This is a genomic window from Butyrivibrio sp. AE2032 (assembly GCF_000702965.1).
Genome location: NZ_JNLF01000005.1, coordinates 1,071,529 through 1,096,419 on the forward strand (window position 1 = coordinate 1,071,529; position 24,891 = coordinate 1,096,419).

Here is a 24,891-nt window from a genome sequence, read left to right on the forward strand (position 1 = left end):
AGATTAGTAAGATATTTAAAATAAGGGGATATTTATGCTCGCTATCTTATATTTGGCACTTTGTGCCGTATTCGGTATCTGCTTTGTAGGACTGTCAGTACCGGACGTCCGCAGATTATATGTGGCCTGCAGTCCTTCCGCAAAGGCTATCAGGCACATTCCGAACACGATCTTCACGGTTCCCGCCGGCATCGTTACCGGCATGATGTGCGTCCCGTTCTTTAACTACTATGTAACTCTCGGTCTTTCCTATCTGATCGACAACGGCGACATCTGCAAGAAGCTCGGCGTGCTCATCACGTTTGCATTCTTCCTCTGGATGATCCTCACATGCCTCATCCTCATCAACCGCAAAAGAGTCAAGCGCGAAGACCTCAAGGCTTCCGGCGCGACAACGATAGAAGATTACGTTTCCAATGTCCCCGACTCACTGTTCTACGGACTCGTTATCCTCGCTCTTACCATCACCGCCACATTCCTGATGTTCTATACATACAGGATCAGCGGCAACCAGCTCATGAACGGTCTGTCGACATTCTCCGATCTCTCGCCCCATACGGCGATGGTCGCCTCTTTCGGCAAGGGCTTTAACTTCCCCACACAGTACATGCACTTCTCCGGCGACGGGATCAAGTATCATTTCCTTTTCTATTTCCTCGCCGGCACGCTCCAGTATCTGGGACTTCCCATCGATTATGCGCTCAATCTGCCCTCGATAATGTCCATGGTATGCGCGCTCGTACTCCTGGGACTCCTCGCAGTCCTCATCAGTTCAAGGCGCGCGGCATTCCTGGTGGCACCTGTACTCGTATTCTTCAGGAGTTCTCTCAACGTATTCTTCCACATCAAGGAACTTACTGATGCGGGCAATACCTTTTCGGGCGCCATTACTGAGATAATGGCTTCGACGAGCTGGTATCAGGTAACTGATTACGACAACTGGGGCATCTGGGCCATCAACGTCTACCCCAACCAGCGTCATCTGATGCTCGGCGTAGCGGTAATACTCATTATGGTTATCCTCTTCCTGCCGTTCATCAGGAGACTCTGCATTTCCGTTTCCAGAGCCGAGGGTGCAGATAAGATCAAGGCGATCGCGTTCTCGAGGAACGCCTGGATCACAAGATCACACGATCCCCTTTATCCCGTATCGATAACTCTTCTGGCATGCGTACTCGTTATAGTCATGCCTTACTTCCACGGTTCATGCCTTATCGCGCTTCTTCTGGTGCTCTTCGGCATGGCAGTATTCTCCGAGAGCAGGCTCTTGTATCTGGCTGTTGCGGTATGTGCAGTAGCATCCTCATACATCCAGACGCTTGTATTCTCGGGCGGTTATCAGAATGTTGTATCCTTCGAGTTCCTCCCCGGCTTTATCCTTGATAAACCCACGGTCCTCACACTGATGCAATATCTTGTCATCGTTACGGGAGGTACGCTCATCCTCTCGGCTGTATTTGCCATTGTCGTACTCATCCTGGATATAATCCACAAGAAGCCGGTACACCGTTTCCTGCTGTTTATCTGCTTCCTTAACCCCATGATCTTTGCGTTCCTCTTTAAAGTATCTCTCGAGATGCTCGCAAATCATAAGTTCATCCAGGTCACGCTCATTCTTCTCGATGCACTTGTCGCAGCGCTGATCGCAAACATGCTCTTTATTCCCTTCAAGCGCAGAAAAGCCGGAAACGCATCTGCAGAACCTGAAACAGATATCATCGTCAGCGACATTATCGATGCAGATTCGAGTGACGGTGAAGTCGCATTGGCTGCAGCTTCCGCGAACAAGGGCATAAGGACGCCCACGCTTCCTTCGGAAAGCGCTTTCGGTGAGCCCATTACAGATGACGAAGAGCCTGCCGAAAAGCCTGATTTCGATGCTGCCGACTCACACACAGGCATCGACGCCGACCTGGCCGTCATAAAGGACAAGCTGTCCGACGAGCCTTCCGACATTTCGAAAAAGAATACTGAAGCTGAGGAAGAGACCTCTGAGATCCCTGAAGAGATCGTCGAGGAAGCTCTCCCCGAAGAACTTCTTTTCGGTGATGACAGCAGCAACAAGGAGCCTGAAGATCCTGAAGCTGAAGCAGGTATCGCTGCCATGGCGGCACTTTTCGGCGAGAATGTCTCACTCGAAGAGACAGGATCAGAAGATGAAGACAAACCCGCAGATACTTCAGAAGAAACTTCGGCTGAAGAAAAAGAATCATCCGGAGATACGGCAGCGTCTGATGAAGAGACTTCCGCTGACTCTGAAGAAGATAAGACTGCGGAAGAAGCGGAGGCCGGAGTTGCAGCCATCGCGGCGCTCTTTGGCGAAGAGGTCAAACCTTCCGAACTTCCTGTTGAAGAGAAACCGGCTGAAACACCCGTTATTCCTGCAGATACCGCATCTGCGGCAACTGCGGATGACGATGAGACCGACGATTCGGACGACGGCATTATGGCTTCCACACCCGGGCCTGCACATCTGTCCATGCGTCCCGGCAATGAGGCTCTGGGACTCACATTCGGCGAAGAAGCTGATGACGCGGCTGATGCCAATGTTGCCATCGAGTCTGCCGAAGAAGGTGCAGCCGTTGTTACAGAGCTCCCTGCCGAAGACATTAAGGACGAAGAGATAAGACCCGAAGCCACTAAGCACGAACCCGTTCAGAATAAGAAAGCTTCAGGTCTTGCGCTTCCCGCATGGATCGCTCTGGAACTCGCTGGAGTAATACTGGCTCTCGCGCTCATGGTTCCCCTTACAGCCACGGGCGTAAGCGAATGGGCTACTTACGTCAATCTGAACAGAACACCTCTTACAGTCGACATGAACTCGCCTGTAACCAAATGGATCTCCGAAAATACTGATCCTGATGATGCTTTCCTTACCCCCATGTGGTCAATGAACCGTTTCCTGCTCGCAGGACGCCCGATGTACTACGGCTGGCCTTATTACGCATGGTCCGCAGGTCATGACACATATACTAGAGACACCATCTATCTGTGGCTCGTATCGGGTTGCGGAGATAACATTGATGAATTCACGAGATACTGCAAGGAGCGTCATATCAGATATCTGATCGCCGATCCCGAGTTCTACGACGCCGATTTCGGCAACGGCATCACGTTCAACAGGCAGTTCTTTGAAGAGAACCTTACGCAGGTCGCATACTTCGCAGAGGAGAATACAACGATCTACAGGATCTATTAAGAAGGATCCTGATTGTTCTTGTGATAATCGTTCTTGATCCCGTACATCAGCTTGTCAGCCTCATCGACATAGTCGATAACTGACTTGTCTGATCTCGGATCGGTGAGCACATAGCCGATACTTACGGAAAACCTGACCGGATTGATACCCAGGCTGTTCTCTTTTTCGATGTGGGCGTTAATGCTGCGCCTTATGTTCTCGGCATATTTCCTGTCAGCATTTGCAGCGATTATGATAAACTCGTCGCCGCCGTAACGGATGCCGATGGCATTGTCGTTGCCGATGCTTTCCTTGATCCCCTCGGCTACCGTGATGATCGCCTTATCTCCGAAAATGTGTCCGTAGCGGTCATTTATCAGCTTGAGATCATTGATATCGGCAAACATTACCATGGCGGCCTTGTGGTGTTTCCTGCTCTCCTCAACAAGCGGAACGGCATGACTGACGAAGCAGAATCTGTTGTAAAGACCCGTCATGGGATCTTTATCGTAGAGGAATCTCAGTTCTTTATTGACCATCTCAAGGCGCAGGTTGATCCTGAACTGCATCAGCGTCTGCTCCATCTTTTCGAGATACTCGTATACGCGGAAATCCTCCTGGATTATGTATGTTCCGTCAACGAAAACGACATAGCCGTAGTTATAACGCTCATTCTGCAGCGGATAGAAGAAATAGATATGCTGCTCGCCCTCTTTCTTGATAAAGCCCGGCATTCTCAGGCGCTTGTCGATCATTTCATCGGCTTCCCTGCCGTCCTTGATCGCCACTGTGGTATCGAAATCCACCTCATAGCATTCGGACAATGCCTCACTGTCTTCAGATGCGGCATCCTCAAAATAGTACTTGTTGAGCATAAGGAAGAAATTGCCGCGGAAGTAATCATTATTTGAAAGATAATACTTCCTCAAGTTAAACTTCATGTCGTCGTAGTCAGAAGACTCAAGGATCGCATTTCTCTCGGCACGCATGAAGCGGTTGAAGTAGCTTGCCTGTTTGTTCTTGGAATGCACGCCTTTGCAGTATTCACGACGTTTGATATTATAGCAGCTGTCTGCTTCGGAGTTGCACCCGCAGCTCTCGCCCAAGACGAGCTTGGAAGCCACTGACACATTGAGGTTACCGTCATCGCCGTTGATGATCCTGTAAAGAAGCTCGCAGCTCTCATAACCGATCGTCTCATAATCCTGGTCGACCGTGGTAAGCGCGGGATAGGATATTCCCGATTCATCTATGTGATCGAAACCGGTTACGATAATGTCATCCGGCGGATTGTATCCTCTTTCGAGGAATCTGCTTATGACTGCCAGAGCCATTATGTCGTTTGCACAGACTATGGCATCAGGGAACTTTTCTCCCGAATCGATCAGATTATCCGTATATTCTATTGGCTTTTCATTGGTCCAGTCACCGTAGATGATGTTCCCGTCATTCAGCTCAAGGCCGTGACGTGCCATCACTTCACGGACCACACGTGCCCTGTCCGTCGTATCCACATGATCCTTCGCGCCGCCGATATAGACAATGTCCTTAACGCCGTGTTCCGTGATCAGATGTTCGACGAGTTGTGCCATTCCCTTTTCGTTGTTGTTACCGACAAACGGAATGCCTTCAAACTTCATTCCGATGCTGACTACGGGAACGTTTTTTTCCTTGGCCTCCATGCAGAGCTTTTCAGCCGTGGATATATTATTCAGCAGATTGGAAAAGACGATAAGTCCGTCGTATTCTTCCAGCTTCGCAAGATTATAGATGTTGAGCTGTCCTTCATTTGTGTCAGGCCGCCTGTTGTTTGCTGCAAAACTGATATAAAAATGTATGTCCAGATCTTCAGCCGCGGCATACCTTTTGATGCCCTCAATGGCCTTGAGAGTTATGCTGCCGTTATAACCATTCGAGTAAATTGCGATCCTGTGTTTCATATGGAAATAAGCAAAAGCGGGGCCTCATATTCTGTCCAAGCGGTATTATATCACTCGATAAATCAAAATTCTTTAATCGCACCGAAATCTTTACTGTTAATGAAAACAGGGTGCCTCATCTGAGACACCCTGTGTGATTACTGTTCCGATAGGAAATTACTTCTTCTCTACGTCGTTGAAGCCTTCTCTTGCAGCATATGTTGTGTGCAGGAGCTCGTGAGCCTTGTGTGAGTTAGGCTCGCCCAGATACTTCTCATAGAGTTCGATGATCTGGGGATTGTTGTGAGACTGACGGAGAACCTGACGCTCATCTTCGGAATAGAGTGCCTGAGCTCTCTTCTCCTTGTATGTGTCGAGGATATCGTCTGCCTCGTTAGGCATGAAGCAAGGACGTACATAAGGCTGACCACCGCCGTTGATACAACCGCCGGGGCATCCCATGATCTCGATGAACTGATACTTTGACTTGCCTTCGCGGATCTCGTCCAAGAGAACCTTAGCGCTCTTCATGCCGGAAGCGATTGCAACGTTAACTGTTGTACCGTTGATGTCGAGAGAAGCCTCTCTGATACCTGCATCGTGACCACGTACAGCTGTGATCTCAATAGGCTCGCACTCCTTGCCGGTGAGCTTGAAGTAAACTGTTCTGAGAGCTGCTTCCATAACGCCGCCTGTTACACCGAAGATAACGCCTGCGCCTGTGTAATCGCCCATGATATCCTGATCCCAATCCTCATCAGGGAGACGGTTGAACATGATACCTGCACGGCGGATCATTCTTGCGAGCTCACGTGTTGTGAGAACTGCGTCAACGTCAGGATTGCCGTTTGTGATGAGCTGCTCTCTTTCCTTCTCGAACTTCTTGGCAACACAAGGCATGATGGATACAACGAAGATATCCTTAGGATCGATGCCCTTCTCCTGTGCCCAGTAAGACTTGATGATGGCACCCTGCATCTCGTGAGGAGACTTGCAGGAAGAAAGATGAGGAAGGAGATCGCCGTAGTTGTACTCAGCGTAGTTGATCCATCCGGGTGAGCAGGAGGTGATCATAGGGAGAACGCCGCCGTTCTGGAGACGTCCCAAAAGCTCTGTGCCCTCTTCCATGATCGTAAGGTCTGCACCGAAGTTAACGTCGTAAACTCTCTCGAAGCCGAGTCTTCTCAAAGCTGCGATCATCTTGCCTGTGCAAGGTGTTCCTACAGGATTGTCGAACTCTTCGCCGATAGCTGCACGTACAGCAGGAGCTGCCTGAACGATAACGTGCTTGCCTGCCTTGAAAGCTGCGTCTACCTTGTCGATCTCGGAGTGCTCCATGAGTGCGCCCGTAGGGCAAACATTTACGCACTGACCGCACTGGATACAAGGAGAATCTGCAAAGCTTCTGTTCTCAGCAGGTGCTACGAATGTATTAAAACCGCGGTTCTCGAAGCCGAGTATGCCCATGCCGTGAGCATTGGAGCAGCGGGCGATACAACGTCCGCAGAGGATACACTTGGATGTATCACGGATAAGTCCGGGAGCCAATGTATCGATGTGTGTCTCAGAGTGAACGCCTGCAAATGCGTCTTCTCTTGCGCCTGTGACCTGAGCAACGTGGAGGAGCTCGCACTGGCCGTTCTTGTCGCACTGCTGGCAGTTCTTGTTGTGATTGGAGAGCATGAGCTCTACTGATCTTCTACGAGCCTGTACAGCTGCAGGAGAAGAGATCTTGATCTCCATACCCTCAGCTACAGGATATACGCAGGATGCAACGAGTCCTCTTGCGCCTGTTGCCTCAACGAGACAAACACGGCATGAACCCTGGTTGCACTCTCCGTGATTAAATGCACAAAGTGAAGGGATCTCATAGCCACAAGCCTTAGCAGCTTCAAGAATGGTGAGGCCGGCTTCAACCTGATAGGGCTGACCTTCAATTTTAATATTAACTAAACTCATTCTTTTGCCTCCTGATTAAACCTTCGAAATTGCGTTGAACTTACATGTGCTGATGCACGCACCGCACTTAACGCACTTATCAGCGTCAATTGCCATGGATGCAAGCTTGTGTCCTTCTGCAACGTAATCTGTACGTGTGATGCAGCTTGCAGGGCATCCCTTAGCGCACATACCGCAGCCGATACACTTATCAGCGTCGATCTTGTAAGACATGAGGTTCTTACAAACGTGAGCAGGGCACTTCTTGTCAACGATGTGAGCGATGTACTCATCACGGAAGTGAGCGAGTGTTGAGTTAACAGGGTTGGATGCTGTCTGACCGAGAGCGCAGAGGGAGTTAGCCTTGATCGTCTGGCTCAGTTCCTCGAGCTCGTCGAGATCGTGCATTGTGCCCTTGCCCTCTGTGATCCTTGTGAGGATCTCGAGCATTCTCTTTGTACCGATACGGCAAGGTGTGCACTTACCGCAGGACTCGTCGCAGATGAATTCGAGATAGAACTTTGCAACGTCAACCATGCAGTTGTCTTCGTCCATTACGATAGCACCGCCGGAACCCATCATTGATCCCTTGGCTACGAGGTTATCGAAATCGATAGGCTCATCGAGGTACTCTGCTGTTAAGCATCCGCCGGAAGGACCACCGGTCTGGATAGCCTTGAACTGCTTGCCGTCCGGGATTCCGCCGCCGATGTCATAGATGAGCTCTCTGAGTGTTGTACCCATAGGAACTTCTACGAGACCAACGTTATTAACTTTTCCGCCTAATGCGAATACCTTTGTACCCTTGGACTTCTCAGTACCAACGGAAGCGAAATTAGCAGCGCCTTCTCTTAAGATGTAAGGAACGCATGCGAGTGTCTCTACGTTGTTAACGCATGTCGGCTTGCCCCAGAGACCCTTGATTGCCGGGAACGGCGGCCTCGGACGGGGCATACCTCTCTTACCCTCGATGGAGTTAAGGAGAGCTGTCTCCTCGCCGCAGACGAATGCGCCTGCACCGAGTCTGATCTGGCAGTCGAAGCTGAAGTCTGAACCAAGGATGTTCTTTCCGAGGAGACCCTCTGCTCTTGCCTGCTCGATGGCGATCTTAAGTCTCTTAACTGCGATAGGATACTCGGCACGTACATAGAAGTAACCTTCTGAAGCGCCGAAAGCATAACCTGCGATCATCATACCTTCGATAACAGCAAGAGGATTTCCCTCGAGGATGGAACGGTCCATGAATGCACCCGGGTCACCCTCGTCGCCGTTACAAACAACGTACTTCTGATCTGATTCAACATTTAAAGCGAACTGCCACTTTCTGCCTGTGGGGAATCCGCCGCCGCCACGGCCACGAAGTCCGGAAGCCAAAACTTCATCGATAACTTCCTGCTGTGTCATGGTGAGTGCTCTCTTGATACCCTGGAAAGCGCCCATGCCGATGGCTTCATTGATATCTTCAGGATTGATGACGCCGCAGCCGTTGAGAGCTACACGTCTCTGCTTCTTATAAAATGTGATATCTTCCTGCTTTGTAACCTTCTCCTGTGTCTTTGGGTCAACATAGAGAAGTCTGTCAACGATCTCGCCGCCGATGAGGTCCTTCTCAACGATCTCATCAACATCCTCGATCTTGACCATCTTGTAAAGAGTATCCTCAGGATAGATCTTTACGAAAGGTCCCTGTGAGCAGAAACCGAAACAACCAACCTGGTTAACGGTAGCCTTGTCTTCGATGCCCTTTTCTTTGATAAGAGCGTTAAATCTCTCCATGATCTCTGTGGAATGAGCTGAAAGGCATCCTGTACCACCGCAAAGAACGATGTGACGCTTGCCGTCTCCACCCTTGATCTTATCATCGAGGCTCTTTGAGAGAGCTTCAAATCTCTCGTTAAGGTCAGTAACTGTGCTTATCATGCCTTTGCTGCCTCCTCTTTCAATTCTTTAATGATCTCGGGAACCTGGTCTACCTTTACCTTGGGGTAAACACGGCCGTTGATGCTGACTGCGGGTGCGATACCGCATGCGCCGATGCAACGGAGAGCGTCCAATGTGAACAGACCGTCTTCAGTTGTCTCGCCGGGCTTAACGCCTAAGAGCTCCTGGAACTTGTCGATAACGTTCTGAGCGCCCTTAACATAGCAGGCAGTACCGAGGCAGCAGCCTACAACGTACTTTCCCTTCGGAGTAAGAGAAAAGAATGAGTAGAACGTAACAACTCCATAGATCTCTGCAACCGAAATACCTGTCTTCTTGGAAACCAATTCCTGAACTTCGAGCGGAATGTATCCGTACTCATTCTGAATGTCACTCAGGATCATCATCAAAGGAGTCTTATCGTCCTTATGACGATCACAGATCTCCGTGATCTGAGCGACAGCAGCTTCTTGTAATTTAGCCATAAAAAACCTCCTGCCTCTTTTGGGAATATTCCAGACTTGACTATTTTACTTTGCAAGACGACAGTTAGTAAAGACTAACTGTCGCCCAAAAACAACGTATTTGTATCAAAAAGTGTAAATTGTTTTAACGCAAATGAATATCTATTCTTGTTGTCAGAATTGCTTGATTATTCTTCCTCTACATTGCTTGCTGCGATAACCTTCTCAGCGACTTCCGGAGGAGCTGCCTCGTAACGCTCGTGGGACATTGCGAACCATCCTCTGCCCTGTGTCATCGACTTGAGGTCGGTAGCATATTCGAGCATTTCAGCCGTAGGAACTTCAGCATTTACAACGGATCCGAGCTCATCTGCATCGATACCCATGATGCGTCCGCGTCTCTTGTTGAGGTCGCCCATGATGTCGCCCTGCTTATCCTCGGGAATGTGAACCTCAACCTTGCTGATGGGTTCGAGAAGGACGGGGTTGCCCTGTGTCATGCCTGCCTTGAAAGCGAGGTTTGCAGCGATCTTGAATGCCATTTCCGAAGAGTCTACGTCGTGGTACGAACCGTCGACCAGAGTAGCCTTGAGGTTAACGACAGGATAGCCTGCGAGTACGCCCTTCTTGATGGATTCCTGCAGGCCCTTTTCTACTGCGGGGAAGAAGTTCTTCGGAACCGCACCGCCGAATACCTTCTCCTCGAATACGAGCTCTTCGCACTCGGGGTTGGGTTCGAACTCGATCCATACGTCACCGTACTGACCGTGACCGCCGGACTGCTTCTTATGCTTACCCTGTACCTTAACCTTCTTGCGGATAGCTTCACGGTAAGGAACCTTGGGTTCGCCCAGTTCACAATCAACGTTGTACTTGTTCTTGAGCTGGCTTACGAGAACCTTGAGCTGCATGTCACCGATACCGGAAAGTACCATCTGCTTTGTCTCAGGGTTTGTCTCGACTGTGAAGCAATGGTCTTCGTCAGCGAGCTTTGTAAGACCGGAGATGATCTTATCCTCGTCGCCCTTCTTAACAGGAACGATGGACTTTGAAAGACAAGGCTGAGGGAACTTGATCTTAGGCATCTCAAGGATACGTGCACGGTCGCAGATAGTATCGTTGGTGTCCGTGTTGGCGAGCTTTGAAGCAGCGCCGATATCGCCTGCGGTGATGCAGTCCGTAGCGATCTGTTCCTTACCCTTAAGGAAGAACAGTCCGCCGATCCTCTCATCCTTACCCTTTGTTGCGTTATAGACAGTGGAGTTTGCACGGAGTGTACCGGCATTGACCTTAAAGATACTGATCTTTCCTACGAACGGGTCGGAGATCGTCTTGAAGCAGAATGCTGCAAGAGGATCGTCGATGGAGCACCCTACCATCTGGGTGCTGCCGTCAGGGAGAGTAGCCTCGAGAGCGGGTTTCTTGCCTGCCGGAGGTGTGTCCTTGGAGATGCAGTTGAGCAGGAAGTCAATGCCCCAGTTCATGAATGCGGAACCACAGTAGATCGGGTGGAGCTTGCCTTCACGGAAGCCTGCGTGTACGCCGTGACGGAATTCGTCCTCGGTGAACTTCTCGCCTGCGAAGAACTTCTCCATGAGCTCGTCGTCTGCTTCTGCAACTACTTCGTTAACCTTTTCCTGGAGTTCGTCAACACGCTCGTTGTACTGCTCGGGGAGCGGGAATTCAACGAACTTGCCTGTAGCCTTATCTATAGAAAAAGCCTTGCGGTTCATAACGTCTACTATACCCGTCATCTTGCCGTCTTCCATGATAGGGAAAGAAAGCGGGATGACTGAAGGTCCGTAGCGCTCCATCATACGCTCGGCTACTGCTTCAAAGTCAGCGTTAGGCTCATCCATTCTGTTCATAAAGAACAGGAAGGGAACCTTCTTACCGTTCAAAAGTCTTATTGCCTTCTCGGAACCGACGGATGTGCCGCCCTTTGCCGAGATCATGATTACGCCGGAATCGGCGATCCTTATTCCGCTCATCTCTTCTCCGAGGAAATCGAAATCACCTGGAGTGTCGATGATATTGATCTTGCTTCCCTTATACTCGCAGCAGGCAACTGAAAGGCCTACCGACATCTGTCTCTTGATCTCCTCAGGATCGTAGTCAAGTGTCGTGTTACCGTCACTTATGCGGCCCTGACGATTAATAGCTTTGGTGTAAAAAAGTATAGCCTCAGCTAATGTCGTCTTGCCGGAACCTACATGTCCGAACAACGCAATGTTGCGAATCTTGTCTGCGGAATAATTTTCCATCAGTCATTTCCTCCTTCGAAGTCAAAAATTAAATACTTTCCTATTATATAGGATTCGGTATGCCAATTCCACAAAAAAATCCCGCGGGCGAAAACTTTTTTTGTGCATTATAATTTCATGTCCAAAGCCCGATTTTAATGGAGTTTGATCGTCCGGGATGCACTGCGTCCTTATGCTCTGCCACAAAAATGCCCTTACTGTCACAGCTTCCGTCAGGATGCAGCAGAACAAAAATCAGGGGCTGTCTCATCAGTCTGAGACAGCCCCCGGCATAAACAATTTGATGTTCGCGGATTACTTCTGCGGTTTTCCGAAGATGAGGACCAGTCTGTCCTCCTTGGAGTTGAAATTACCGCCGGAGAGCGAGGATGAAAGTGTGGCTTCCTGTCCGCCGCCCATTGAAGCGAGAAGCTTACCGCCGTCATCATCGATTACCGAGATGAGCGTCCAGCCTTCTGCCGACTTTTTCTTGAGGAGCTTGGAAAGTGCATCGACATTGACCTCTGAAGACTTATTGTGCTCGACTACCTCAACGGAATAATCCATCGGTCCGCCGGCAGCCCCGCCGCCTGTCCTGACCTTCTTCTCCAAATCTGCAACTGCTGCGTCAAGCGCTGCAAGCTTCTTCTCAAGCTCAGCCTTCTCCATCTCCATCTCCTTGATCTTATCGTTTAATTCCTTGATTTCTTTATCCTTAGCCTCGATCTTGTCGAGCATTGCGCCCTTCTCGCTCTCGCTTAAGGCGGCCTGCTTAAGGAATACTGCCTGCTTCTCGGCGTTGAGAACGATCTCCTGTGCAGCAGCTTCCGCAAGAACCGTGGCATTCTTCGAGTCAGCGATGATCATCTTCGCTTCCTTGAGTTCAGGCTGCAGACCGTTGATCTGATCCTGAATGTTTGCGGACTGTTCAACAAGCTCGTTATAATCCTTCTCAGCCTGGGCTCTCTGTTCCTGAGCTTCCTTAAGCTGGGAATTTGCTTCCTTAAGGGCCTCATCGAGTTCTTTCTGCTGCTTCTTGGCATCCTTCTCGAAATTCTGGATCTCAACTACGATCTCATCGCGCTTTGCCTGTGCAGCCTGCAGATCTGCGACAACCGCATTGGCATTTTCCTTGATCGCGTCAAATTCAGCCTGGGCGCTGGCATTGCGCTCTTCAAGATGTTTGATGATCTGATCTCTCTCAGCCTGTGCCTCGGCAATAAGCTTTTCCTTCTCGGCATTTGCGATATCCCTGTCGCGCTCTGCGTCAGCCTTCATCTTGAGGGCCTCTGCAGCCTGCTTCTCGGAAAGCTTCTTATGCTCTTCAGCGATCCTGATCTTCTCTTTCTCGAAATCTTCGTTGAGCTTGACGATCTTATCCTCTGCCGCTTTGATCTCCTTTTCCTTCTCGGTCTTGATCTTGTCGGCATTGTCCATCATCGCCTGGACTTCTTTTGCCTGGGCGAGGATCTCGTCTCTCTTTGCTATGGCTGCGGCATATTCTTTCTCGACCTCAGCAGCGATCTGTTCAGTCTGCTTCTGGGTCTCATCATATATCTTTTGCTGTTCGATCTTTGCGTTTTCAATGAGGTCATCGTGCTCTTTCTTGGACTTTTTTCTTGCCTCTTCGATCATCTCGTCCGCTTCCTTGCGGAGAGCATCACGCTTGTCACGTGCTTCGATGACTTCATTACGGACCGTCTCTACTGTTGTCTCCAAAGCTGACTGCTCGGCAAGCTTCTTTTTCTGATATGCTGTAAATTCCCTATCGAGCTTCTGCTTTTCGGCCTCAAACTGTTCCTCCATGGAGGCATAGTCACGCTTCAGCTTATCGAGAGCCTCAAGGATCCTCTTCTCTTCTTCGGAACGCTTCGCCTCGGCACGGGCGATGTTCTCAGCCTGCTTCTGGTCAAGGACTTTCTTCGCTTCAGCCGCAGCCTCGTCGTTATTACCCTGCGAAGCCTTCTGGAAATCGTACTTGCACATTGAGCAACGGGCAACGTTGTCACCCATCATTACGCCGCAAACCGGACACTTCTTCATATTTTGTTTCTCCTAAAAATGCGCGCGAAAAAACACGCGCAGAAATTACATGGACTTATTATATACCAGGCTGTCAAAAAATATTATCTTTTCTTCAAACAGATTTTATAAATTTTTAGTTAAATTTCGGATAGAGCCGTAAAAGGACCCACTGTTTTTTGTGTGCGTTGCCCTATTTGTGGCAAATAAGCCCATCCTTATAATGTAATAACTGATTTTTCGGGAGGGGTAAGATGCACCGTTTTATTTCCAAAGCAGTTGTTATCATCTCGGCTGCAGCTCTTATTTTCACGTCACTGGCAGGATGCGCCAAAAAACCGGCCGCTGCCGACAACTATGCCGTTGTAGGCATCACTCAGGAGCCCGGCATATTCGATCCGCATACGGTAGTCGCTGCAGGTGATGAAGAGATCATCTTCAACATCTACGAGGGACTCTACAAGTTTGACTCCGAAGGAAACCTCAATCCCTGTCTCGCAACGGATGTCGAGATCTCGGGCGATGCATCCGTTTATACATTTACGATTAGGAAAGGCGTCAAGTTCCACGACGGTTCCGATCTCGATCCCGCTGACGTCGTATACTCGATCAAGCGTGCGGCAGGACTTTTGGACGGTCAGGGCGGCGTTGCCCTCGTAAGGGAACTCGATCCGGTAAGCGAAGTCACGGATCTTTCCGACGGACGCGTCCAGGTCACTCTCGAATCCGGCAACAGCGAACTTTTGAGCTACTTCACCACAGGCATCATCCCCGAAGGTTACGATAACTGCCAGGCGGCTCCCATGGGAACCGGCCCGTTCAAATTCGATTCATACAATCCCGGGCAGAGCGTTATCCTCGTAAGGAACGAAAACTACTGGCAGAAGGGACTTCCCTACCTCGACAAGGTTACTTTCAAGGTCTGCGCAGACATGGATGCAGGTCTTACCGAGCTCTCCAGCGGAAGCATAGACATCTTCCCTTACCTCACGACAGACCGTGCGGCCCAGCTCGATTCCTCCAGATACAATATCCTTTCAAACGGTTCCAACATGGTCCAGATCTTTGCTCTCAACAACAAAGTCGAGCCGCTGAACGACGTAAGAGTACGTGAGGCGATCAACTATGCGATAAACAGGGATGACATCATCTCCGTTACGATGGACGGCGCCGGAGTCAAGCTCACCACAGCTATGAGCCCTGCGCTTGGAAGTTATTACGACACTTCGCTTGACGGCACTTTCGACCAGGATCTCGAAAAAGCAAAGGCACTGATGGCAGAAGCAGGCTATGAAAACGGCTTCGACATCACATGCACGGTTACTTCATCCTACCTGATCCATGTAAATACCGCCGTTGAACTCGCTTCAGAGCTCAAGGCTATCGGCATCAACATGGAGATCAAGCAGGTCGACTGGGCAACATGGCTCGACACCGTTTACACTGGACGTCAGTATGAGACAACAGTCATCGCGCTTACCAGCACATATGCACCTTACGACGTCCTGGAGCGTTACAGGTCAACATCCGACGGCAACTTCATTAACTATTCCAATGCAAAAGTCGATGAACTGATGGAAAAGATCCCCATGACTGCCGATTCGGAAGAGAGAACGGCTCTCTATCATCAGGTTCTCGGAATACTTACAGAAGACGCATGTTCCGCATATATCCAGGATCCCGCGACGATAACCGCTGTATCCACAAGACTTGAAGGATACCACGTATACCCCATGTATGTTCAGGATATGTCGACGGTCAAACTGGCACAAAACTGACGGTATTCGGGTTTTAAATATACAGCGGGCTGTCTCTGGAGCTGGAGCTCCAGAGGCAGCCCGATTCTTTAGCTTTGGGATAAAAGCATATATAATAGGTTTTTACATTGAATAAACGGAATGTCAGGAGGAATGGATTTGCAGAGCAAGGCCGGCTATCTTATCGGTAAGACTGTTGAGCTGATCCTGACACTTCTTGTCGTGTCGCTGCTTGTTTTCGCCGCTTTTTCCATCATCCCGGGAGACACCGCCCGCGTTATGCTGGGGCCCGACGCCTCAGAATCCCAGGTGGAACTCCTGAGGGCTGAAATGGGTTTGGACAAGCCACTTGCGACACGTTATCTCACATGGCTCGCGGGTCTCATCACATTTGATCCCGGAAAATCCTATGCATACAACGTAAGCGTCGGCGAGCTTATCGCTCAGAGACTTCCCGTCACGATCGGCATGAGCGTGATCGCCATGATCATGGTCATCATCATCTCCTATCCACTGGCTGTCTTAAGTGCGCGTAAACCAGGACGGCTCGGAGACCAGATATGCTCTGTCATCGGACATGTCCTCTTTGCGATCCCGCCTTACGTCGCTTCTCTCCTGCTCATTCTTTTGGCAGGCTCTATCTTCTCACTCCTTACGGTCGGCAATTACGTAAGGCCTTCAGATGACTTCGCGGGTTACATCGCCTGCCTTCTCCTGCCTTCATTTGCGGTCGCGCTGCCAAAGATCGCCATGAGCTTCAAGTTCCTCAGATCATCGATAATCGAGCAGAAGACGGCAGATTATGTCCGCACCTCAAAGAGCCACGGGCTTTCGGACCTTAAGATTCTCATACGCCACGTACTGCCGAATTCCAATGTTTCTTCGATTACCATAATATCCATAATCCTTTCAGATATATTGGGCGGAAGTCTCATTGTCGAACAGGTCTTTAATCTGCCCGGCCTGGGCCGCCTTCTGCTTTCCGCCATATCCCGCAGAGACTTTCCGCTCCTGTCCGGGATCGTATTCTATCTGGCATTTGTCACCGTCCTCCTGTACTTCATCTCCGACATCGCCTCGAGCCTTGCCGACCCCAGGATCAGGCTTAAATAAGAGGAGTGTGAACGGGATGGCATCAGCAAAGAAGAACAGGACTTACAGATCTCCCGAAGCATCCGCCTTCTACACGGCGGGGCTCATGCTGCTCGGGATAGTCGTGATCGCATTCATCATATCCCTGTTTTGGACACCGTTCGCTCCGGATGCCACGGATGCCTCATCCAAGCTCCTGGCTCCATGCCTCCGCCATCCGTTCGGGACCGACAACTTCGGAAGAGACGTCCTTTCGCGCGTGATGTCGGCATCCAAATACACGATATTCATCTCGATCGCCGGTGTCGCGATCGCTCTCATACTCGGCACGGCCGCAGGCATCCCGGCAGGATACTACGGTGGTCTTGCGGACAGAGGGATAATGCTCCTCAACAACAGCATTATGTGCTTCCCCGGAATACTCCTGGCGCTGGTCGCCGTAGCGGTGTTCGGAGCTTCTGTCACAAACGTCATCTGGGCGCTGGGTCTAGTTTTCGCGCCGACATTCGCAAGGGTCTGCCGCGTCGGCACGATGGAGATAAAGGAACTTGACTATATAACCCATGCGCGTGTCATGGGAGTCAGACCCGGGCGCATAATGACTCTTCACATATTCCCGAACCTGATTCCTCAGCTCCTGCCCGCAACGGTGATCGGACTTGCAAACATGACACTCTTCGAATCGGGCATGAGCTATCTGGGTCTTGGTGTCCAGCCGCCCGATGCCTCATTCGGAAAGATGCTCGCAGACGCGCAGGCTTACATCCGCGTCGCTCCCTGGCTCATCATATTCCCGGCCCTGATGCTGGTCTTCTATATCCTGGGACTTTACTTTATTTCTGAAGGACTGCGCGTCAGCCTCTCGAAAGGAGGCAAGTGATGCCCCGCCATATACACATCGTAAAGGTTCATCATCTTACACTCTCTTTCCCCACCCGCAAGGATCCGAACCCGAAGCCGGTACTTGATGACGTGGATTTCGGGATAAGGGACGGAGAGATCCTGGGGCTCATCGGAAACTCCGGTTCAGGCAAGACCATGACGTCGCTTGCCATAGCCGGACTTCTGCCCGAATCGGCCAGGATCACTTCAGGCTCTATAAAGTTCGCCGGCAACGATCTTCTCGAAATGGCACCCAAAGAAAGGCGGGCGATGCTCGGAAGAGACATCGGCATGATATTCCAGGAGCCTTCGACGGCATTGGATCCGCTCATGACATGCGGCAAACAGCTCGATGAGGTCCTGACCGCTCACAAGGATAAAGCCGGCACTCCCGAAGAACGCCATAAGGCAATTGTCGAAATGCTCGGGACAGTCGGATTCACGAATGCCGAAGAGATCTGCGGCCGTTACCCTCACCAGCTCTCAGGCGGACAGCGTCAGAGAGTCCTCATCGCGGGAGCCGCACTTCTGAAGCCCCGTCTTCTCATATGCGACGAGCCCACCTCGTCGCTCGATACAGTCACGACGGTGTCGATCCTCGCCCTTCTCAAGGACCTGTGTCACAAGCTGCACATGACGATCCTCTTTATCTCGCACGACCTGTCGGCGGTAAGGGGATTCTGCGACCGCGTAATGGTCATGAAGGACGGAAAGATAATCGACAGGGATACGGCATCCGACATACTCACCAACCCGCGCAACAGCTATACGGCGGAACTCCTTACAAACTCCAGGCTCGATACGAGGATCCTGGGACTTGAACCCGCAACTGTCGACTATTCAAGAAGCCCTGTCCTGACGGCAAAAGACATAACCGCAGGCTACGGCAGATCACTGTTCGAACGCGTAAAGAATAAGAAACAGACTGACACGAACGTGCTTCACAATGTCTCTTTGGAGGTCTTCCCCAACGAGATCCTCGGCCTCATCGGCGGCTCAGGCAGCGGCAAGACAACTCTCATCAGATCACTTCTCGGCCTGCTCCCGCATTCGGGCACGGTTAACATAAAGAGCTCGAGCATCGGCGCGATCTTCCAGGATCCTGTGTCATGCCTTAATCCCGCACACACCATCAGATGGCATATGTTGGAAGCTTTGAAAGCATCCGGCAGACAGCTGTCTTCAGAGCCGGGCTCAAGAGCCGAACGCAGATCACGTGAACTGGCACGCATCACCGCCGTACTCGAAGAATGCGGACTCGGTGCCGGATACCTCTCGCGCCGCCCAAACGAACTCTCGGGCGGCCAGCGTCAGCGTGTTGCCATTGCAATGTGCCTTATCCAGGAACCTGCCCTGATCATTGCCGACGAGCCTTTTTCGTCTCTGGATGCCAGTTCTTCGGCAGAACTTCTGAAGCTCATGACGGATATCAACAGGGAACGCCATACGGCATTCCTTCTCATTACTCATAATATTCATATCGTAAGACAGATAGCTCCGCGCCTGATAGTCCTTCATAACGGCGAGATATGTGAGGAGGGGCCGACCCGTGAAGTGCTGGGCAACCCGAAATCGGAAAGCACGGCCAGGCTCCTTGAGGCGGAACGCAGTCTCCACGGACTCTGACAGATCCCGCACCGGAAATATTCCCGGACACTAAGAAGGGCTGCCCGCGAGGAGCAGCCCATCTCAAGGGTGATCTATATAAAGTGAAGTCACTTATATATACGTATTAATTCTACCTTCGAAAGCACCCTGTGTCTTTGCCTTTCTGAGTATTTTTCTTTATGTTTTTGTTAACAAAAGTCTTATTCGTTATAATACTGGATTGACTGGATCACAACATTACCGGTTGAAGTACCCTTGTCGCTTCTGTAATTGAATTCGAAATTCTTAATAGGTTTGTTGCTTGCGTCATTAGCCTTATAGGTAAGTTCAAATACACCGTTACCAAGGCTCTTTATATCGTACATCCAGTTAGCATCATCCAACGAAGGAGATCCGCCCTCAAACTTTAGCTTTACGCTATAAATCGGAGATTCACCTTTGACGCTGACACGTCTGGAATCCTGACCCCAGTCTCTTGCATCTCCTACAGAGCAACTGACTGTGTTGGTCTTGCCGGAAGATACTGTTCCGGGAAGATTGGAAATGTTGGAAGGCTTTGAGCCGCCGCCGGAAGGTGCTGTAGTGGCAGTAGGTTCCGGAGTCGGAGTAGGTGTCTCCGTCGCCTTCGTTGTCGGAGTGGGGCTGTTCTCGTGGGTATCGCCGCCACCGCCGCCAGGTGTTTCAGTTTCACCTGTCGATTCATTTTCTTCAGTTTCTTCAGTCTCCTCACCGGAGTTGTTTTCAGGTGTGTAATAAGGAATGTCGAAGAATTCTGCAGCATTGGCGGTAATGTCTTTTACTGCCTGTCTGGCCTCGACTTCGAAATTGTCGCCGTTCTCCAGCTGAAGTTTTGCGTTGGTATTACGGGCATTGTTCAATGTTACTGCTACGCCGACAAATGCGGCTGCCGAAAGGAAAACCACGATCGCAACAACGATCAGGATCTCAGTGAGGGTAAAGCCCCTCTTGCTGTTTCTCATTTTTTTCATATAGATCACGCTCCCTTGTATCAACCTGTTTGTGTGCTGATATTCAGATTATAAAGAACCGTTTCATTAAAATTCAATCACCAAGATATTGATTTTGTAAGGGTGTTTTAAACAATATGTTACAAACAATTAAACTTGACCGGACCCGATGATCCTTCGGGCTTCTTTCAGCAAAGAATCCTTGGTGTTGACGCATTTTTCCTCGAGATAACTGTTAAAGACCTGAGCAAGTATCCTGCCTATCTCGGGACCTTCCCCGACACCAAGGGAAATGATGTCATTTCCGTCGATATCAAGCTCTTTTATATCGAAAACGGCACCCGAAGCCTTCAGTTCCTCAGCTATTCTGATCAGCTCATCGAGTTTTGCCATCCTCCGCTGTCCCAGCTCGGTATGAGCCCGGATGTCGGCCCGCTGAAGGACTTCCAGTTTACGCAATAACTCTTCGGGATATATACACATAAACTTGTGGACTTCTATCCTGTCCGGTTTGATAAAAGTGTCATGAAGCAGAACAAGAACACACACGTCATTGATAAACTGCTTCGGATATTTCAATTCATTCAGGACCCTCTCCGTGATCCTTGCGCTTGCTTCCGGATGACCCTTCATATGTCCCTGGCCGTTATCGCCGAGTTTGAAACGTTCGGGCTTTCCGAGATCGTGGAACAGCGCGGCCATTGCAATCTCGGGGTCTCTGCCTCCGTCCGGACAGGGCAACAGATCGAGCACATACAGCGTATGTTCCAGAACGTCCATATCATGGTATACCGATTTCTGGTCGAAATCCTTGCATTCCTTGATCTCAGGTATGATAACGCCAAGTATCCTCCACCCCGTACGGATGGCTTTTGATGCATATTTTCCGGTCACGATGCGGATAAGCTCAGCCGCGATCCTCTCGGCGGATATGCTCTTCAGTTCGCCGGCACATGTCTCCATCGCACTGAGTGTCCCCGGCTCGATGTCAAATCCCAGAGACGAACAGAATCTCAAGGCTCTCAATATCCTAAGGGCATCCTCTCCGAAACGTTCCTCAGGATCGCCCACCGCCCTTATTATCCTGTCTTCACAGTCTTTTTCCCCGCCCACGGGATCGTATATCCTGCCGTCGGAATCCATATACATCGCGTTGATGGTAAAGTCCCTGCGTCTGACATCCTCTTCGATCGTAGTCTTGAAAACAACTTCATCGGGACGTCTCAAGTCGGTATAGGAACCGTCCTTGCGGAAAGTTGTGACCTCCACATCCCCTTCTCCGGTAACGGCGGCAACCGTGCCGTGTCTGGCGGCGTTGTCGTAAAAATCTATGCCTGCCGCTTTAAATACCGCGGCAGTTTCAGAGGGCCTGGCCGAAGTCGCGACATCATAATCATGCGGGGTCTTGCCCAGCACGATATCGCGCACCGCACCGCCGGCCACATATGCCCTATACCCTGAGGAACAGATAAGTTCCAGGATCCTGCGCACATAACCGGGAATCCTTTCAGATGAAACAGAACTGCCGTTATCCATATTTAGATTATAACTAGAATCGTCATATTCTTGAAATACTTATATAAGGACAGTTTGGATATAATTATTCTGTTTAATGCAAAAGTGTTCACTTTACGGGAGGGATAATATGATCTTCACCAGGAAACCTTATCAGATCGATTCTGTTTATTTCGAGAACAACACACTCAAGATCGGGTGCGAATGCAAAGAATACTCCGAATCCCTTACAGGAGGAAAGGCCTGTTTCACGGATGCCAAAGGAAGGATCACGGTCTCCGTTTTCTCTCCGGCAGGCAAGATAATCGCCGTAAAGGTAACCAACCATCACGCCGAACCCAGGGCAAAGTCTTCGGAAGTCATAGAACTTGCCCCTTCCGTATCCGGACTTATAGAGGACAGCGGCGACGAGATAATATTCAAGAGCGGTACGCTTGAAGCACGCATCAACAAAAAGATCTTCTCGATCAGATTCTTCTACTGCGGCAACGAACTGGTAAGCCAGACCGCCAACATGCCGGTCTACTACAAGACTGATTCCGGCTCCGAACACAGCTATGTCAATTCTTCGAACTCGAAGACAGGCGCATCCATAGATCTCGGACCGCGCGAAATGATCTACGGTCTGGGCGGAGCAGGCGCTTCCGTCATCCGCAACGGTCAGCTGGTAAAAGGCGAGGACTTCACCGGAATGCCCGGAACCGAACATATCCCGTTCATCGTTTCAGATGCCAAGTACGGTCTTTTCGTAAACACCAACCGACCCGTCACATTCGATGTGGGTTCAGTCAGCGGAAACCTGAGCTTTGAAGCCGAAGGCGAGGATATCGAATACAACATCATCGCAGGCGACACCATGGCCGAGGTTCTCGAGATCTTCAGCCAGCTCAACGGTCATACGCCTCCGCTTTCCTACACCACGGGAGGCATCTCACTGGCACTGGAAGATGACTACACACTGACTGCCCAGGAGATCGTCGATAAGCTCAGAGCAGCGCTCAATGCCGGCATCAACGTTAAAGAACTCTGGCTCGGCAACTTATGGCACCCTGATTATGCACCTTACGGTTTTACTTTCGACACCGTAAGATTCCCCGATCCGAAGAATTTCGCCAGGACCATATTCGATATGGGCATCACTCTCGGCATTTCGATCAATCCTTATGTTTCAGAAAGAGCACCTGAGTATCAGGAACTCCTTGATACAGGCTGTCTTATCTCCTACCCCGACGGATGCGCCGTTCTCTGTGATGCGGACAAGGGCGGAGTCGCTTCTCTCGATCTGAACATCCCCGCGGCAAGAAGCTGGTTTCTCAATACATGTACGGGTCTTGCAGCTGCAGGGTACAGCATCTACGAATCGAACTATACTCACCAGCTTACGGAGGCATTTGAAAATGCCGTCGGCAAAAAAGGATATCTCCTTAACTTCCCGGGCATCTTAAACTCCGGTCTGAGTGAAGTCTCGGCCAGAGAGCACGGACGCCTCGGATCCTTCATAATATCCGATACAGTAAGTTCAGGTGACCAGAAGGCTCCTTACATGAACATCTACAGCACGCTCGAACCCGACTATCCGGATCTCACCGCAGCTCTGAAGAGCGCGATATCCTATGGTCTTACGGGATTCGGAGGCATTAACATCGACATTCCCGCCAGGGAACTCACGGATCCCAAGCTCTTTGAGCGCTGGACGGGATTTGCCTCCTATGCTCCGCACACAAGGTTCAGGGGAACATTAAGATTACTTGAAGACGCAAAGACATCAGATGCGATCAGGTCTCTCTCCGCGATAAGGACCGTCCTCGCACCTTACATCTATTCCTGTCTTTGCGAGAACGTAAACTACGGCACACCCGTTGTCCGCGCAATGGCATTGGAATTTGCAGGCGACCCTGCCGCAGTCTCATTCGACACCGAATATATGCTCGGCTCTTCTCTCCTCGTGTCCCCGGTCACGACACAGAATGATAACGTAAGAGTCTATATTCCTTCCGGCATATGGACAGACTTCATGACACACGAGAAGATCCAGGGACCGCGCTACATCTCGCGCAAGGCTTCATCCACTTCAGTACCTGTCTTCGTCCGTCCGAACTCCATCGTTCCCACGAGGACTCCGGATGCCAATACGATCTCAGGTGCTTTGGACAACCTGACGTTCACATGCTTCGGGCTCAGCCAGGGCGCGACGGCAGCATGCGAGGTCTTCGCAGACGGCGGCAAGAACTCCGGCATAATCACGGCCGAGGTTTCCGGAAACAAGATAACAGTCCGCACGAAAAATCTCGGCGGCACAAAGCATCTTATCCTTTCAGGGATCTTCAATGTTGTAGGTCTGTCCGAATCCGTACCAGACAAGCTCAGCTACGGAACGTCAGTCGAATTCTCGAGCAACGAACTGGTCATCAGTCTGGGTTAAGCCTTTTCGACACTGTCGAAGAACTCTATAAGATCGGCGAAATATTCTTCCTTCACGGGTTCATTCTGGATCTCGTGACGGTATGCGCCGTAGTTCTTTGACTTCACGTTTGCGCCTGATTCCTTCAGCCTGGCAATGACTTTCTCGACGCCCGTACCGTAATTTCCCACAGGGTCTTCGCTTCCGTATGTGAGGAAACACGGACGGTCGGAAACCTGTGCGTATGCTTCTTTGCTCTGCATGAATGAGATCAGGCTGAACAATGTCTTGAAACCTTCGCTCGTGAACGTGAATCCGCACATGGGATCGTCTATGTATTTCCGGACTTCCTCATCACTCGAGGATATCCAGTCGCAGTTGGTCTTGGCATTCTTTATGCGCTTTGTGTAACTGCCGAAAGCGATCGCCTCCAAAAGCTTGTTCTTCTTTTTACTGCCTCCGAACACACAGGCGGTACTTGCAAGGAACTTGCCCGCTCCGACTGCCGGGTTGGGACCCATCGTTGATGCGAAAACATAACCGTCGAACTGTTTATTGTATCTCGGTGTGCAGAAGATGGACCTTACGACGAACGAACCCATCGAGTGACCGTAAAGGATGTACTTGAGCCCGTCCTTTCCGAAACGCTTTTCGGCATATTCATGAAAACCCATGACGTCAGTGAGGAGCATCTGCCACGAGTTTTTGACGCCTCCGAAATACCCTTTCGGTAAGCCCTTATCCTTGTTGATCTCATATGTGGTTCCGTGTCCGGGCATATCCATGCCGCAGACGTGGTATCCCGCCTCGTTGAAGCGGGCGATCATCTCCTCGTACCGCGCTATGTACTCAGCCATTCCGTGGCAGATCTGCACGACTCCCTTTATCTCGGGCGCCGATGACGGATAGAAAAATCCCGCAATCTGAACGCCGCCTCCGATGGAGCTTATAAAGGCTATCTTCTCGGACTTAAGCTGAGCCATA

The 24,891-nt window shown here is 50.5% G+C and carries 15 protein-coding genes; 6 read left to right on the plus strand and 9 right to left on the minus strand.

The window, feature by feature from the left end; all coding sequences use genetic code 11:
* The first annotated feature begins 34 nt into the window (after positions 1 to 34).
* Positions 35 to 3,199, plus strand: coding sequence for a hypothetical protein (locus tag BO18_RS22565; RefSeq protein WP_034449830.1), 3,165 nt, complete (start codon positions 35 to 37; stop codon positions 3,197 to 3,199).
* On the opposite strand, the gene BO18_RS22570 is transcribed toward BO18_RS22565, so the two are convergent.
* The 6 genes from BO18_RS22570 to BO18_RS22595 all read right to left on the minus strand — a co-directional run bounded on the left by BO18_RS22570 (position 3,196) and on the right by BO18_RS22595 (position 13,705).
* A complete protein-coding gene (locus tag BO18_RS22570; RefSeq protein ID WP_034449832.1) occupies positions 3,196 to 5,118 on the minus strand; it encodes a diguanylate cyclase domain-containing protein in 1,923 nt (640 codons plus the stop codon). The two genes, BO18_RS22565 and BO18_RS22570, sit on opposite strands and share 4 nt — an antisense overlap.
* A gap of 156 nt (positions 5,119 to 5,274) precedes the next feature.
* A complete protein-coding gene (locus BO18_RS22575) occupies positions 5,275 to 7,056 on the minus strand; it encodes an NADH-dependent [FeFe] hydrogenase, group A6 (RefSeq protein ID WP_034449834.1) in 1,782 nt (593 codons plus the stop codon).
* A gap of 15 nt (positions 7,057 to 7,071) precedes the next feature.
* On the minus strand, positions 7,072 to 8,955 hold the full coding sequence (gene nuoF / locus BO18_RS22580) for an NADH-quinone oxidoreductase subunit NuoF (RefSeq protein WP_081861207.1): 1,884 nt from the start codon (positions 8,953 to 8,955) through the stop codon (positions 7,072 to 7,074).
* A complete protein-coding gene (locus BO18_RS22585; protein WP_034449836.1) occupies positions 8,952 to 9,440 on the minus strand; it encodes an NADH-quinone oxidoreductase subunit NuoE family protein in 489 nt (162 codons plus the stop codon). The genes nuoF and BO18_RS22585 overlap by 4 nt, the downstream gene beginning before the upstream one ends.
* A 167-nt stretch (positions 9,441 to 9,607) precedes the next feature.
* Complete coding sequence (locus tag BO18_RS22590) at positions 9,608 to 11,683, minus strand: elongation factor G (protein ID WP_034449837.1); 2,076 nt, start codon at positions 11,681 to 11,683, stop codon at positions 9,608 to 9,610.
* Positions 11,684 to 11,977: 294 nt separating this feature from the next.
* Positions 11,978 to 13,705 carry a hypothetical protein gene (locus BO18_RS22595; RefSeq protein WP_034449839.1) on the minus strand — a complete coding sequence of 576 codons (1,728 nt, stop codon included), beginning with the start codon at positions 13,703 to 13,705 and terminating at the stop codon, positions 11,978 to 11,980.
* Positions 13,706 to 13,938: 233 nt separating this feature from the next.
* Between BO18_RS22595 and BO18_RS22600 the strand changes: the two genes are divergently transcribed.
* The 4 genes from BO18_RS22600 to BO18_RS22615 all read left to right on the plus strand — a co-directional run bounded on the left by BO18_RS22600 (position 13,939) and on the right by BO18_RS22615 (position 19,041).
* Positions 13,939 to 15,462 carry an ABC transporter substrate-binding protein gene (locus BO18_RS22600; RefSeq protein ID WP_034449840.1) on the plus strand — a complete coding sequence of 508 codons (1,524 nt, stop codon included), beginning with the start codon at positions 13,939 to 13,941 and terminating at the stop codon, positions 15,460 to 15,462.
* A 132-nt stretch (positions 15,463 to 15,594) separates the two neighbouring features.
* Positions 15,595 to 16,554 (plus strand): ABC transporter permease, encoded by a 960-nt coding sequence (locus BO18_RS22605; protein ID WP_034449842.1) that lies wholly within the window; start codon positions 15,595 to 15,597, stop codon positions 16,552 to 16,554.
* 241 nt (positions 16,555 to 16,795) lie between these two features.
* A complete protein-coding gene (locus BO18_RS22610; protein WP_185752551.1) occupies positions 16,796 to 17,413 on the plus strand; it encodes an ABC transporter permease in 618 nt (205 codons plus the stop codon).
* A complete protein-coding gene (locus tag BO18_RS22615) occupies positions 17,413 to 19,041 on the plus strand; it encodes an ATP-binding cassette domain-containing protein (protein ID WP_051689067.1) in 1,629 nt (542 codons plus the stop codon). Before BO18_RS22610 ends, BO18_RS22615 begins: the two co-directional genes overlap by 1 nt.
* A 182-nt stretch (positions 19,042 to 19,223) precedes the next feature.
* Here the strand turns inward: BO18_RS22615 and BO18_RS22620 are convergent, their stop codons facing one another.
* Both BO18_RS22620 and BO18_RS22625 read right to left on the minus strand, forming a co-directional pair.
* A complete protein-coding gene (locus BO18_RS22620; RefSeq protein ID WP_034449846.1) occupies positions 19,224 to 20,012 on the minus strand; it encodes a type II secretion system protein in 789 nt (262 codons plus the stop codon).
* Positions 20,013 to 20,141: 129 nt separating this feature from the next.
* The gene (locus BO18_RS22625; RefSeq protein WP_034449848.1) at positions 20,142 to 21,527 is read right to left on the minus strand and encodes a CCA tRNA nucleotidyltransferase; all 1,386 of its coding nucleotides are present in this window, start codon (positions 21,525 to 21,527) and stop codon (positions 20,142 to 20,144) included.
* Between the two features lie 109 nt (positions 21,528 to 21,636).
* Between BO18_RS22625 and BO18_RS22630 the strand changes: the two genes are divergently transcribed.
* Positions 21,637 to 23,928, plus strand: coding sequence for a TIM-barrel domain-containing protein (locus BO18_RS22630; RefSeq protein WP_034449849.1), 2,292 nt, complete (start codon positions 21,637 to 21,639; stop codon positions 23,926 to 23,928).
* On the opposite strand, the gene BO18_RS22635 is transcribed toward BO18_RS22630, so the two are convergent.
* Positions 23,925 to 24,890, minus strand: a complete 966-nt coding sequence (locus BO18_RS22635; RefSeq protein WP_034449851.1) for an alpha/beta fold hydrolase — start codon at positions 24,888 to 24,890, stop codon at positions 23,925 to 23,927. The two genes, BO18_RS22630 and BO18_RS22635, sit on opposite strands and share 4 nt — an antisense overlap.
* Between the last annotated feature and the right edge of the window lies 1 nt (position 24,891).